Annotated in this window: 13 protein-coding genes; 8 read left to right on the top strand and 5 right to left on the bottom strand. The window is 35.3% G+C overall.

Features of this window, described 5'->3' with window-relative positions:
• Positions 1–20 precede the first annotated feature (20 nt).
• Positions 21–458 carry a hypothetical protein gene (locus tag ED556_RS01275; protein ID WP_296318726.1) on the top strand — a complete coding sequence of 146 codons (438 nt, stop codon included), beginning with the start codon at positions 21–23 and terminating at the stop codon, positions 456–458.
• On the opposite strand, the gene cphA is transcribed toward ED556_RS01275, so the two are convergent.
• On the bottom strand, positions 444–3083 hold the full coding sequence (cphA, locus tag ED556_RS01280; RefSeq protein ID WP_296318727.1) for a cyanophycin synthetase: 2640 nt from the start codon (positions 3081–3083) through the stop codon (positions 444–446). The genes ED556_RS01275 and cphA overlap by 15 nt on opposite strands.
• 92 nt (positions 3084–3175) lie before the next feature.
• On the opposite strand from cphA, the gene ED556_RS01285 reads away from it, so the two are divergent.
• Complete coding sequence (locus tag ED556_RS01285; RefSeq protein ID WP_296318728.1) at positions 3176–4036, top strand: cyanophycinase; 861 nt, start codon at positions 3176–3178, stop codon at positions 4034–4036.
• Here the strand turns inward: ED556_RS01285 and ED556_RS01290 are convergent.
• The 4 genes from ED556_RS01290 to ED556_RS01305 form a co-directional block, all read right to left on the bottom strand.
• Positions 4033–4560, bottom strand: coding sequence for a YceI family protein (locus ED556_RS01290; RefSeq protein ID WP_296318729.1), 528 nt, complete (start codon positions 4558–4560; stop codon positions 4033–4035). The genes ED556_RS01285 and ED556_RS01290 overlap by 4 nt on opposite strands.
• 1 nt (position 4561) lies before the next feature.
• On the bottom strand, positions 4562–5143 hold the full coding sequence (locus tag ED556_RS01295; RefSeq protein WP_296318730.1) for a YceI family protein: 582 nt from the start codon (positions 5141–5143) through the stop codon (positions 4562–4564).
• Between the two features lie 93 nt (positions 5144–5236).
• The gene (locus ED556_RS01300; RefSeq protein ID WP_296318731.1) at positions 5237–6367 is read right to left on the bottom strand and encodes a helix-turn-helix domain-containing protein; all 1131 of its coding nucleotides are present in this window, start codon (positions 6365–6367) and stop codon (positions 5237–5239) included.
• Between the two features lie 26 nt (positions 6368–6393).
• On the bottom strand, positions 6394–7323 hold the full coding sequence (locus ED556_RS01305; RefSeq protein ID WP_296318732.1) for an isoaspartyl peptidase/L-asparaginase family protein: 930 nt from the start codon (positions 7321–7323) through the stop codon (positions 6394–6396).
• 88 nt (positions 7324–7411) lie between these two features.
• Between ED556_RS01305 and polA the strand changes: the two genes are divergently transcribed.
• From polA to ED556_RS01335, 6 genes are all read left to right on the top strand, one after another.
• A complete protein-coding gene (gene polA / locus ED556_RS01310) occupies positions 7412–10261 on the top strand; it encodes a DNA polymerase I (protein WP_296318733.1) in 2850 nt (949 codons plus the stop codon).
• A 39-nt stretch (positions 10262–10300) separates the two neighbouring features.
• Complete coding sequence (locus ED556_RS01315) at positions 10301–11257, top strand: L-threonylcarbamoyladenylate synthase (RefSeq protein ID WP_296318734.1); 957 nt, start codon at positions 10301–10303, stop codon at positions 11255–11257.
• A 64-nt stretch (positions 11258–11321) separates the two neighbouring features.
• Positions 11322–12233, top strand: coding sequence for a hypothetical protein (locus tag ED556_RS01320; protein WP_296318735.1), 912 nt, complete (start codon positions 11322–11324; stop codon positions 12231–12233).
• Positions 12234–12311: 78 nt separating this feature from the next.
• Complete coding sequence (locus ED556_RS01325) at positions 12312–12896, top strand: Crp/Fnr family transcriptional regulator (RefSeq protein ID WP_296318736.1); 585 nt, start codon at positions 12312–12314, stop codon at positions 12894–12896.
• A 48-nt stretch (positions 12897–12944) separates the two neighbouring features.
• Positions 12945–13433: an SRPBCC family protein gene (locus ED556_RS01330; protein ID WP_296318737.1), complete on the top strand. Its 489-nt coding sequence runs from the start codon at positions 12945–12947 to the stop codon at positions 13431–13433.
• Positions 13430–13792: a hypothetical protein gene (locus tag ED556_RS01335; protein ID WP_296318738.1), complete on the top strand. Its 363-nt coding sequence runs from the start codon at positions 13430–13432 to the stop codon at positions 13790–13792. Before ED556_RS01330 ends, ED556_RS01335 begins: the two co-directional genes overlap by 4 nt.
• The last annotated feature ends 120 nt before the right edge of the window (positions 13793–13912 follow it).

The raw sequence follows: 13912 nt of genomic DNA on the forward strand, positions 1-13912 counted from the left end.
ATTTATTTCCTTTCTGATTTATGGAAAAACACTACGAATTTACAGATGATGAGTTCGAACAAGCCTTTATTAGCTGTTCATTGAATCCATCTTGTTTTTCTCATGAAGCTCATTTAAGACTTGCATGGATAAATATTCGTAAATACGGAATTGAAAACGCACTTAAAAACATTCAGAATCAACTACAAAGATTTGTTGAATTTGTTGGAGCAAAAGACAAGTATAATAAGACATTGACTATCGCTGCTACACTAGCTGTAAATCATTTCATGAATACCGCTGATGCTAAAAGCTTCAAAGTATTTATAACTCAATTCCCGAGATTGAAAACTAACTTTAAAGAATTAATGGCTTTTCACTATAGTTTTGATATCTACAATTCTGATAGAGCTAAAACCAAATTCTTAGAGCCAGATTTAGAACCCTTTGACTCAGCTATCAATCTACAACAAATGTAATTCGCCTTTAGTTTCCATAGCTTTTAGGTCTTTTACCAAGTCTAAAGCATCAGGCACAACATCACTGCACAAAATAATCAAAGAGCCATCAACAGCATTTCGCACAGCGTGTTTTATAGCCTCTTGCTCAGATGGTATAATCGTAGTTTTCTTCTTTGGGTCTTTCATTTTTATACCGTCATCAAGCATTTTAATTAATTGCTCTTCACTCTTACCACGTAAATGCTTATCCTGACGGATAATGATTTCATCAAACATTTCGGCTGCAATCATACCCATGGCATTATTATCTTCTTCTCGCCTATCACCAATACCTGCAATAATACCGACTCTTACGGTAGCATCTAATTCATCTGTAAACTTTTTCAAGGCTTGCATACCTGCTTTGTTATGCGCATAATCTAACAGAATATTAAACTTATCGAACTTAAATAAATTTAATCGTCCTGGTGTTTGTGAAGCTGAAGGCACAAACGTTTCAAGACCTGCTTTAATATCTTCATTACTTATACCTTGAACATGAGCTGCAAGTATAGCTGCCAATACGTTTTGTATCATAAATTTAGCTTTACCACCATATGTTAATGGTATGTGCTCAGCTTTCATTAGACGCATTTTCCATTCGCCACGGCAAATGGTGACGTATCCATTTTCGTACACAGCAGTTATACCATTTAAGCGCTGTAATGCTTTTATTCTTGGATTATTTTCGTCCATAGAAAATAGAGCTACATTACAATCTACACTGCGGCGCATATCGTAAACCAAATCATCATCAGCGTTTAAAACGGTGTAACCATCTGGTAATACTGTTTCTGGTATTACACCTTTTACTTTGGCTAGTTGCTCAATAGTATTTATACCTTTTAACCCTAAATGGTCAGCAGCAACATTAGTAACTACACCAACATCACACTTTTTAAAGCCAAGACCAGCACGTAGTAAACCACCACGAGCACATTCTAATACTGCAAAATTTACAGTTGGGTCTTTAAGTACAAACTCGGCACTTGATGGACCAGTACAATCACCTGTCATTAACAAACGGTTTTGGATGTACACACCATCACTTGTTGTGTAGCCTACGCGATAACCTTTCATTTTTGCAATATGCGCAATCAATCTCGATGTTGTGGTTTTACCATTAGTTCCGGTTATAGCAATAATTGGAATGCGGCCTGTATCGCCTTTTATTGGGAATAGCTTATCAATAACTGGTGCAGCTACATTGCGCGGTAATCCTGTTGTTGGCGCTAAGTGCATTCTAAATCCAGGACCAGCATTTACTTCGAGTACTGCGCCACCAGTTTCAGACAAAGGTTTAGAAATATCTGTTGTCATTATATCAATACCACAAATATCTAAATCTATAATCTTAGAAATACGCTCTGCCATTGAGATATTAGCAGGATGAATAATGTCTGTTATATCTTCAGCTGTTCCGCCAGTACTAAGGTTTGCAGTATCTTTCAATACTAATTTTTCGCCTTCAGCTAAAACTGAATCTACAGTATAACCAGCATCTTTTATAATGGTTTGAGTTAACTCATTAATTGTAATTTGTGTCAATACTTTTTCGTGTCCGTAACCACGACGAGGATCACTATTGACCTCATCTACCAACTCTTGAATAGTAGATTTCCCATCACCAATAACATGAGCTGGTGAGCGCAATGCTCCTGCTACGAGTTCATTATTAATAACAAGAAGTCGATAATCTTCTCCGACTATATATTTTTCGACAATAATAGAACCGCTACGCGAACTGTTCTTTGCATGTCTAAACGCTTCTAAAGCTTCATCATAATTTTGAATATTCACTGTAATTCCCCGACCATGATTTCCGTCGATAGGTTTTATAACTAATGGATAGCCCACATAACGGCAAGCATCTTCTAAACTGCGCTCGCGTCTAATAATATCTCCTCTTGGAACTTCGACTTCAGCTTGTTCTAACAGATATTTGGTATCTTCTTTATCACATGCCAATTCTACACCAATAGATGATGTTTCAGAAGTAACTGTAGCTTGAATACGTTTTTGATTTGCACCATATCCTAACTGACAAAGCGAATATTTATTGAGTCTTATCCATGGAATACCTCGTGCTTCAGCTTCTGCCACAATAGAGCCTGTACTTGGACCCAAGCGGTCATCTTCACGAAGCTCTCGCATGCGTTGAATGTCATCTTCTAAATCATATTCATCACCAGAGATTAATGCTTCACAAATACGAACTGCCGCTTTAGCAGCATAACGCCCAACAGATTCTTCCATATAAGAAAACACCACATTATATACGCCATACTCACCATATCCTCTTGTGCGCCCAAAACCTGTATCCATACCTGCAAGTGTTTGGATTTCTAAAGCAATGTGCTCAATAATATGCCCCATCCAAGTACCTTCTTCAACGCGCTGAAAAAATCCTCCTGGTTCTCCAACAGAACACCTGTGCGAATACATGCTTGGAAACATTGTGGTTAATCGCTCATAAAAACCATCAACTTTATCCGATGGTCTTTCTTCCATTTCTTGTAAGTCCAAGACCATTACAATTAATTTGTGTCTTCTAACTGACCAATAATTTGGTCCTCGCATTGCATTAATACTACGTATTTCCATGTGGGTTGATTTTTTAGTAAGAGCATTAAATATAGAACTTTCAATAGAAAAATTAATTTATTTTTGCAGAATATTTTTTAGAACCATAAACTATGCAAAAGGTAAAGGGAACATTAATTCCTATTGGCGGAAATGAGGATAAGGGAATTGAGGAAGATGAAATCTATACATTGGAGTTTATAGAAGAAGGTATTTTAGCTCATGTTGTTAAGGAAGCTGGAGGTATTGATGCTAAAATTGTTGTGATACCAACTGCATCAAGCATTCCCGTAGAGGTTGGTAAAAGTTACCTTACTGCCTTCTCAACTTTGGGCTGTAAAAATGTAGACGTATTAGACATCCGTTCTAAAGAAGATTCTGAAACAGAACATGCTATTTCTCTTATAAAAAATGCCAACTGTATTATGTTTTCTGGAGGTAACCAATCTAAGATTACCGATAAGATTGGTGGTACAACAATTCATAAAATTTTAGCCAAACGCTATAAAAATGAAAAAGGGTTTGTTATCGCAGGAACAAGTGCAGGTGCAATGGTAATGGCTAATGAAATGATTGCTGGTGGTAGTGCTTCTGAATCTTTTATAAAGGGTGCTGTGAAGATGTACAAAGGATTAAGCTTAATTCCTGAGTTAATTATAGATACGCATTTTATAAGACGTGGCCGTTTTGGAAGAGTTTCTGAAGCTGTGGCGCAATTTCCAAAATTAGTTGGTCTTGGCTTAGCTGAAGACACCGGAATTATTATAAAAAACAACACCTTTGAAGTGATTGGCTCAGGTATGGTGATTGTTTTTGATGGTCGAAAAATAAAGCATAACAATCACAAAATTCTAGAAGAAGGTACAGCAATGTCTTTGACAAATCTTAGGACTCACATTTTGTCTAATGGAGACCGATTTAATATCAAAAAGAAAAAAGTAGAGGTGTTACCTATAGATGCCCCTTTTATTTAGTATTTAATTCTAACATCTATTTCTACAATATCGCCTATTAAGCTATTCATAGACCCAAATTCTAGATTAAATTTTTTTCTACTTATTTGAGTAGATAAACTGATTATGCGTTTGGATTTTGATATTTGCAATGACAATACTATTGGTCTGGTTTCATTCTTAATGGTTAAACCGCCCGACACCTTATTAGAAGATGCTTCAATTTTATCTGATTTAAACTCTATTTTAGGATAAGTATCTACATCGAGGTAAGATTCACTTCTCAATGTTTTGTCACGAGACTTATCATCAGAAAAAATACTTTGAGTGCTAATTACTGCTCGTATGGCACTCAAAGTATTTTCTTTAAAATCTAGTTCACCTTCAAAGTCTTTAAATGAGCCTTGGACATTTAAAACACCTAAATGCGATACGTTAAAACTTACGCCTGAGGCATTGATGTCTATAACATAAGTTTTAGTTTGTGCATCAGATGTTTGAGCGCAAACAAAGAAAAAGAAAAGTATCTTAAGAGACCTTTTCATATTATTCTGCTATCGCTAAAATTGACAGCGTGATTTCTACATCATTTCCTACTAAGCTAGTACCGTTAGGTAATTTTCTATCGAATGCAATTCCGTAGTCCTGACGATTAATTGTGATTGATGCATTAAAAGCAATCGATTGCTTTTGAGTAGGTAAATCTAGTAGTGGTCCTTTTATAGAGAACGGTAATTCAATAGTTTTCGTTACACCATGAATCGTTAATGCTCCAATGAGGTACATCTTACCTTCTTTTTCAATAGCTTTAGAACCTATAAATGTAATCTTAGGAAATCCTTCAGCATCTAGAAATGCCTTACTCTTAACCGCTTGTTCGCCTCCAATATTATTAGCATCGTAACTATCAACTTTTATCGCGGCATTTGCGTTGGTTTTGGATGCATCTGCCTTGTTGTAATAAATTTTGCCTTCAACAGCTTTAAAACGTCCTGAAACATTTACGACACCAAAGCGTTCCACACTTATTTGAACATTGCTATGACTAGCATCGATATTATAATTTTGAGCGTTGACTGTAGTACTGCACAAAAACAGTACTACTAAAGAAGTAAAAAGAATTTTCATAAATATTGATTTTAAGATTAATACCGTAATAGTAATAGTCTTAAGCAGCAATCACGACAATCTTTATAAAGGTTGCTCTCTTTTATGAAAATATTAAATTGAAATTCTATCCCTGTACTTGGAAGGTGTAATGCTGTCAAATTTTTTAAACGCATTTACAAAGGACGTTTTATTATTAAACCCAGAATCAAAAGCCACTTGAAGCAAGGTATATTCTGGATGGTTAGTAATAATAGTTTTGGCTTCATTAATTCTATGCTGATTAACAAAATCGAAAAAAGAAACACCATAATGTTGATTAATTATTTGTGACAAATGATGCTTACTTATGTCAAGTTTTTCAGCAAAATCATGGAGACGCAAATTTGGTTCGAGATATAATTTTTTGTCAATCATTAAATTATCTATCGCTTTTTTATATTCCGTAATCTTATCAGCTTTAAGTGTGCTACCTGAATACTTTGTCATGGTTTCTACCTCTTCCCATTCTGTACGAAAAAATTTGAAACTAATAAAGTAAAACAAAATTCCTATAGGAAGTACATAAATGTAATCGAGGTGTCTTCTGTATATATCTGTCACCAATAATATATATAAGAATATGGCCGAAAGCAGCAATACCACAAGCATTATGAGATTGAAATATTTTAGCCATTTTATTTTGGTATTAATAACCGAATACTCTTTCTGTAATCCTTTTGAGTATAATCTAACTAGACTTAAATTTTTAAACAGAAAGAATGCTAGATGTACAAACTGTAGGACAAACACAATAGAATATATCCACTGAATTATTGCCAATTGTTTCTCTCTATGGTCAAAGACAGATAGCATTCCATAGTCAATTTGTCTGTTATTTAAAGCCTTGTAAGAAATTAAGGGAATTAGAATTACAAAAACGATGAAAGGCAAAAAATGAAGCAGCTGCTTTCTAGTAAATCTCCAGTCTGAGTTTGTAATCGATTTAAAATAAAAATAGGTCAATGGCCCTAACAAAAACCATGAGCCATATCGCGTTCCATAGAATATATTAAGCTTAAAATTTACCTTATTTCTTATGCAGAAAAATTCAACCAAGAACCAAATGAGCACAACAACAATCCAAACTAAAAACGTATTTTCTCGTTTTATTCGAATCTTGCGATTAGACAAAATCATTAATAACAAGAACAATCCTTGAAAAGCTATAACTATAATTAATATGGACCAAATGTCTAATTTCATATTATAACTTTAAGTGGTTTTATTTGTTATTTATAGATAGAAACCTCTTCTATTCCATCAGAAGATTTGCTAGCTCTATACATGCCTTCGGTATTAAATGGCATGGCAATATTTCCTTGAGCATCAACAGCAATTAATCCACCATCACCATTGATTTCTAAAATACGTTTGTAGATCACTTCATTCGAAGCTTCTTCTAGAGACAAACCTTTGTGTTCCATTAAACAAGAGACATCATAAGCGACTACACCACGAATAAAAAACTCACCACTACCAGTGCAGCTTACTGCACAAGTAGAATTATTAGCATAATTACCAGCACCTATCATTGGGCTATCGCCAACACGACCCCATTTTTTATTGGTCATTCCACCAGTAGACGTAGCTGCAGCTATGCTTCCATTTTGATCACATGCCACTGCGCCAACAGTGCCAAATTTTGAATCTTTCTTTACACTGTGGTCTAATTGAAAACTATCTGTGTCTCTAATTTCTAACCATTGCTGATGACGAAAATCGTCATGAAAATATTCAGCATCTTCAAGTTTGTATTTCAATTGATTTGCAAACTGCATTGCGCCTTCACCTGCTAAAAATACATGCTCACTTTTTTCCATAACATCTTTAGCTAAATGCACTGGGTTTTTAATTCCTGTGACTAGCGAAACAGCACCAGCATTTAAGGTTTTACCATCCATAATAGCTGCATCCATTTCGTGTGTGCCTTCAGCAGTAAAAACAGAACCCTTGCCAGCATTAAACAAAGGAGAATCTTCTAGCAACCGTACTGCTTCAGTAACCGCATCAATGGCCGAATGGCCCTTTTTTAACACCTTAAAGCCTTCATTCAAAGCTAATTTTAAAGCAGATTTATAGTTTGCCTCAAGCTCAGGAGTCATCATTCCTTTTACTAATGTTCCAGCACCACCATGTATGGCAATTGAATAGGTTTGCATACTTTATATTTGATTGCCGAAAATTACAAATTGATTTTAAATAAACTCTTAAGTTTTTGTAGATTTATAGACTTCAAAATTAGTTTTCATGTCAGACCAAAAACGTCTTTTTCTCGTTGATGCATATGCATTAATTTTTCGTGGCTATTATGCTTTTATAAAGAATCCTAGAATCAATTCTAAAGGGGAAGATACCTCAGCCATAATGGGTTTTATGAACTCGCTTTTAGATGTGATAAAGCGCGAACGTCCGGATCATTTGGCGGTTTGCTTTGATAAAGGCGGTAGTGTTGACCGTGTAGAGATGTACGGCGAATACAAAGCCAATCGTGATGAAACACCTGAAGGTATAAAAACGGCTGTGCCATATATCTATGAGATTTTAAAAGCAATGCATATTCCTATTATTTTCAAAGAAGGTTATGAAGCAGATGATGTTATTGGCACACTGTCTAGACAAGCAGAAAAGGAAGGCTTTAAAACTTTTATGGTAACACCAGACAAGGATTTTGCACAGTTGGTTACCCATAATATTTTTATGTACAGACCTGTGTTCGGAGGCGGTTATGAAACATGGGGAATTCCTGAAGTGCAAAAGAAATTTGAAGTAGAAGACCCAATGCAAGTCATTGACTTTTTAGGTATGATGGGCGACTCGTCCGATAATATACCAGGGCTTCCTGGAGTGGGCGAAAAAACAGCTAAGAAATTCATCAACCAATTTGGCAGCATGGAAGGTTTATTGGCAAATACTGACCAGCTTAAAGGGAAAATGAAAGAAAAAGTTGAAGCTAATGGTGAACTTGGTTTATTATCAAAGAAACTAGCAACTATAATGCTAGATGTCCCTGTGGAATTTGATGCTAAAGATTTTGAACTCTCTGAGCCTGATATTGAAAAAGTAAAGCAAATTTTTCAGGACTTAGAGTTTAGACGTCTTACTGAAAACTTTATAAAAACATTTGCACCTCAAGAAGAAAGCTCCGATACCTCAACTGTCGAAAAATCTTCGTCACCTAAACCAACACCAAAAGCTAAACAAGCAGCAGGCGCAGGACAGTTTTCACTTTTTGGCGGAGATACAACTGATACTGCAAATGCAGAAACCACATCTACTTATACAAGAAAAACAGCAGAAACTACATCTCATTTTTACCAAAGTGTAGCTTCTGGCATGGCAACTAAACTATTTGTCAAAAATTTAATGAATCAGACTTCAGTGTGTTTTGATACAGAAACCACAAGCATTAATCCATTAGTTGCTGAGTTGGTGGGTATTGCATTCTCTTGGGAAACTGGAAAAGGATTTTACATTCCGTTCCCTGAAGATAGAGATGAAGCACAATCACTTATTGAAGAACTTCGCCCATTTTTTGAAAATGAAGCTATTGAAAAAATTGGTCAGAACTTAAAATATGACATTAAGGTCTTAGCTAAATATAATATTCAGGTTAAAGGAAAGCTGTTCGATACCATGTTAGCACATTACCTAATTAACCCTGATATGCGTCATAATATGGATGTATTGGCAGAAACTTATCTCAATTATACACCAATATCTATTACAGAATTGATTGGTAAAAAAGGGAAAAATCAATTGTCTATGCGCCAAGTACCTTTAGATAAGCAAACTGAATATGCGGTTGAAGATGCAGACATTACGCTCCAGTTGAAAGAACATTTTGAAAAAGAACTAGGCGAAGCCAATACCAAAAAGCTCTTTGACGATATCGAAGTGCCATTACTTAGGGTATTGGCAGATATGGAATTAGAAGGTATAAATCTTGATAAAGGATTTTTAAACTCACTTTCTGATGAATTAACTGCCGATATTGCTAATCTTGAAAAAAGTATTTATAACACTGCAGGAGAAGAATTCAATATTGCTTCACCAAAACAATTAGGCGTGATTTTGTTTGAAAAAATGAAACTCGTTGACAAACCTAAAAAAACTAAAACTGGTCAATATTCAACGGCTGAAGATGTGCTAAGCTATTTGGCAAAAGACCATGAAATTATTCAGAATATTTTAGAATTTAGGGGTTTATCTAAACTAAAAAGTACCTATGTCGATGCATTACCTGAGCAAGTTAATACCACGACCAACAGAGTACATACAGATTACATGCAAACTGTTGCAGCTACCGGACGCTTAAGTAGTAATAACCCTAACTTACAGAATATTCCAATACGTACAGAACGCGGTCGCCAAGTTCGAAAAGCATTCGTACCGCGTGATGCAGATTACACATTGCTAGCTGCGGATTATTCGCAAATAGAGTTACGTATCATTGCCGCTTTAAGTGAGGAAGAAACCATGATTTCGGCTTTTAAAAATGGAGAAGATATTCATGCATCTACGGCTTCAAAAGTATTTAATGTACCTATTTCTGAAGTTACAAGAGAGCAACGTAGTAATGCCAAAACGGTAAACTTCGGGATTATCTATGGTGTTTCGGCTTTTGGATTAAGCAATCAGACGAATTTAACACGTTCAGAATCTAAAGAACTAATTGACACTTACTATGCAACATACCCGAAGTTACGTAATTATATTCAAGACCAAGTTGATTTTGCAAGAGACAATGGTTATGTACAAACTGTTTTAGGTCGCCGTCGTTATTTAAAAGATATCAACTCCCGTAATGCTGTGGTTCGGGGCGCAGCAGAGCGAAATGCAGTTAATGCACCAATTCAGGGTAGCGCTGCTGATATCATTAAAATTGCAATGATTAATATTCACAAGAAACTACAAGCTTCGGATTTTAAATCTAAAATGCTATTGCAAGTACATGACGAATTGGTATTTGATGTATATAAACCCGAGCTAGAGTCTATGAAATCACTCATTAAAACCGAAATGGAAAACGCCTATCAGTTATCTGTTCCTTTAGATGTTGATCTCGATATAGGCGATAATTGGTTAGAGGCACATTAACCATTCATTTTTTTGAAGTAATATTGCATCATAAGTAATATGAGTATTATTTCAAAAGACATATCAAAAGCAGTCGCTATTCTTAATCAAGATGAGCTTGTGGCCATCCCGACCGAAACAGTTTACGGATTGGCAGGCAATATCTATTCTGAAAAGGCGATTAAATTGATTTTTGAAACCAAACAACGCCCGCTTTTTAATCCGTTAATTGTACATATTTCATCAGCTGATTATTTAAAAAACATTGTAGCTCATGTGCCAGAAAAGGCCAAACTATTAGCAGATGCTTTTTGGCCTGGTCCAATTACGCTAGTGCTTAAAAAGAAAGCTATTATACCAGATTTAATAACTGCAGGTAAAGATACCGTAGCCGTAAGAATGCCCAATCATCCGTTGACTTTAGAGCTTTTAAATCAGTTAGATTTTCCCTTAGCAGCACCAAGCGCAAACCCTTTTAATAGAATAAGTCCAACCAAACCAGAACATGTTGAGCAGTACTTTAAAAATCAGCTGAAAATAGTTTTAGATGGTGGCGCATGTAAAAGTGGCATTGAGTCAACTATTATTGGTTTTGAAAATGATGAACCTATTGTCTATCGTTTAGGCTCAACATCTCTTGAAGCCATTGAACAAGTCGTTGGTGAAATAGAAGTAAAAAACAGGAAAGAAGAAGCCCCAAATGCGCCAGGCATGTTAGCAAGACACTATGCCCCTAAAACCAAGACGATTCTTTCAAATAATCTCGAAGAAACTATTCTTAAAAATAAAGGACAACGGATTGGTGTATTGGCCTTTAAAAATATGGCTTCTAGTAATGATATTGCATTTCAAATTGTACTATCTAAAACAGGTAATTTTGCTGAAGCTGCATCTAAACTATATGATGCGCTTCATAAGTTAGACGACCAAAATCTAGATCTTATAATTGCTGAAAAACTTCCTAATAAAAACCTCGGGAAATCTATAAACGATCGTCTTCAACGCGCAACAAAGTAATTAGCAGGTTCCTTAAAGTTCTCATCCTACAAAAAATCTTGTATTTTTATAAGGCTAAATATTTATGAATCACACCGAATTTAGAAATACCTTTTTCAAACTACCTAAAGCAGATGTGCATAGCCATTTGCATTTAGCAGGCTCACAAAAGCGCTTTTTCGAAAAATACCCTAATGCTAATCTCACTTTCCCAAAAACCTATGATGGTCTTACCGGAATGATAGACTTTATCTACGGCCATTTAAACACCATCATGGTTAAAGGCGAAGACGTAATAAACTTTATGGAAATAGCGATTGAGAGTGCAATTGATGACAATGTAACGCTTCTCGAAGCCAGTGTAGATTTAAACTTAGCACGTTTTTTTGATGATTCAATAGAGCGTGTTATTGAGATTACTAAAACACTAAAGGACAAGTATAAATCCGATATAGACTTTAAACCTGACTTAGGCGTGAACAAGGATTTGGAGATAGAAAAAGTATATACAAACGGCCTAAAATGCTTAGAGAGTGGTGCATTTCATGGTGTAGATTTGTACGGCCAAGAAGTTGGTAAAGACCTGAATCCTTTTGTTAAGTTTTACGATATAGCAAAAGATATGGGCTTAAAAACTAAGGTTCACATCGGTGAGTTTTCGGATACCGAAAGTATAGAGCATACCATTAATCTATTAGCTCCAGATGAGTTGCAACATGGCATTCGAGCTGTTGAGTCTGAAAAAACTGTAGCCCTAATTAGAGATAATAACATACGGCTTAACATATGTCCAACAAGTAATGTTATGCTAGGTGCTGTTGATAGTTTGAAGGCACATCCCATCCGTCAATTATTAGACAATAACATAAAAGTATGTATCAATACCGATGATCTAATTCTATTTAATGCCAATGTCACAGATGAGTTTGTAAAACTCTTTGAAACAGGACTTTTTACTTCTGATGAATTAGATAGGATTAGGCTTAATGCATTTTGAGGTAAGTGCCTTTGCTTTATATGATAAGTAGAATAAAAACAGTTGGTAGTAATTTGAAAAAAGACTGAAAAACTAACATTGCATCCATTTAGAAAATACATATTAAACTATAATACGCTTAACGAAGACGAATGGCAACTGATTGAAAAATGTCTTAGTAGAAAGCACTATAAAAAAGGTGATGTTATCCTTGAAAGCGGCAAAATTTGTCGAAAACTGTACTTTTTAGAAGAAGGCTTTTTAAAATTCTATGTATTTCGAGATGGAGAAAAAGTGTCTAAATTTTTCACGGAAGCACCATATTGTTTTACATCTCAAAGAAGCTTCACAACTGATACTCCGACAAATGATAATATTGAAGCATTACAAGACTCCGTAGTTTGGGAAATGTCAAAAGAAAAGGCATTTCAATTATTAGAGCTTCCTCATTGGAGCGAGTTTGTACGGAAACTAATTCAAGAAGTGCAATTCTATACCGAACAGATTTTAGAAGAGGCTCAAAATAATACAGCCGAAGAACGATATAAGAAGTTAGTGGAAGAGAAAAGCTCTATACTAGAAAACGCTCCGCTAAAAGATATTGCTAGCTACCTTGGCATAGCACCACAATCTTTAAGTAGAATTCGAAAAAAATATTGGACTGACCAACGGAAGTTAACATAGGTGCAGTGTATAAGAGCTGTTAATCATGACATTTGCAAAAAAAGAACTATGCGATTAACAATTTTTATTCTTATGACCACTATTGCCACAGCACTCAATGCTCAAAACAAAGTGCCAACTAATAAGCATTTTTGGCTTTCTATGGAGACTTCTGCCTCACCTGAAGCTATCTGGAACATTTGGACAGATGTACCTAATTGGAAAGCTTGGGATACAGGCTTAAAAAATGCTTCAATTAAAGATGATTTTCATCTTGGGGCTAAAGGAATTATCATTTCTTTAGAAGGCCGTAAATCCAAATTTAAAGTGGTAGAATATGACGAGGGACAGTCATATACTTACAAAACTAAACTACCATTAGGAAGCCTCTACGTAAAACGGTATCTATCTTCAAAAAACGGGAAAACCATATTCACGCACGAAGTTTGGTTTAAAGGGCTTACAGGTGGCATTTTTGCAAAAGCGTTTGGAGATAAATTCAGAAATATGCTTCCAGATGTGCTTGGTAAAATTAAAGAAATTGCTGAGTCGAGATGAAGCTAATGTACCTCGCTAACATAGTTGTTGCAGGAGTTATAAGTCTTACAAGTTTATTTTATCCTAAAACAGCTCAAAGAACTGTTTTCACTGGAGCTTTTCAATACTCAGAAGCCATACGATTAGTTGGAGCTTTGTGGTTAGCAATTTTTCTGCTATCAATTGTTGGTTTGTTTTATCCTAAACAAATGAGTTTAGTATTTGTATTTCAGCTTATCTACAAATCAAGCTGGTTATTGATCGTAGCACTACCTGCTTTTCTGAATAACCAACAATATCCAAAAGCAATGGCGCTATTTTTTATGGTGTGGGTTGTACTATTACCTTTTGTAATTCCATGGAAATCCCTCATAAATTAAAAACTACGTTTTAAAACCCAAAAAACATTATTAGTTGCATTCCATTGGCATTCACTAATTGTAAGCACAAAATTACCTTCACCCAATACTTTATAGTTTTTGGTGTATTTAAGGACAATT

The sequence above is a fragment of the Winogradskyella sp. genome, assembly GCF_003712105.1.
GTDB lineage: Bacteria > Bacteroidota > Bacteroidia > Flavobacteriales > Flavobacteriaceae > Winogradskyella.

Bases quoted from the DNA above. Each gene is read 5' to 3' on its own strand.
- ED556_RS01300 (WP_296318731.1), bottom strand. From the start codon at position 6,367: ATGAAATTAGACATTTGGTCCATATTAATTATAGTTATAGCTTTTCAA.
- polA (WP_296318733.1), top strand. From the start codon at position 7,412: ATGTCAGACCAAAAACGTCTTTTTCTCGTTGATGCATATGCATTAATT.
- ED556_RS01335 (WP_296318738.1), top strand. From the start codon at position 13,430: ATGAAGCTAATGTACCTCGCTAACATAGTTGTTGCAGGAGTTATAAGT.
- ED556_RS01330 (WP_296318737.1), top strand. From the start codon at position 12,945: ATGCGATTAACAATTTTTATTCTTATGACCACTATTGCCACAGCACTC.
- ED556_RS01285 (WP_296318728.1), top strand. From the start codon at position 3,176: ATGCAAAAGGTAAAGGGAACATTAATTCCTATTGGCGGAAATGAGGAT.
- ED556_RS01305 (WP_296318732.1), bottom strand. From the start codon at position 7,323: ATGCAAACCTATTCAATTGCCATACATGGTGGTGCTGGAACATTAGTA.
- cphA (WP_296318727.1), bottom strand. From the start codon at position 3,083: ATGGAAATACGTAGTATTAATGCAATGCGAGGACCAAATTATTGGTCA.
- ED556_RS01295 (WP_296318730.1), bottom strand. From the start codon at position 5,143: ATGAAAATTCTTTTTACTTCTTTAGTAGTACTGTTTTTGTGCAGTACT.
- ED556_RS01275 (WP_296318726.1), top strand. From the start codon at position 21: ATGGAAAAACACTACGAATTTACAGATGATGAGTTCGAACAAGCCTTT.
- ED556_RS01315 (WP_296318734.1), top strand. From the start codon at position 10,301: ATGAGTATTATTTCAAAAGACATATCAAAAGCAGTCGCTATTCTTAAT.
- ED556_RS01290 (WP_296318729.1), bottom strand. From the start codon at position 4,560: ATGAAAAGGTCTCTTAAGATACTTTTCTTTTTCTTTGTTTGCGCTCAA.
- ED556_RS01320 (WP_296318735.1), top strand. From the start codon at position 11,322: ATGAATCACACCGAATTTAGAAATACCTTTTTCAAACTACCTAAAGCA.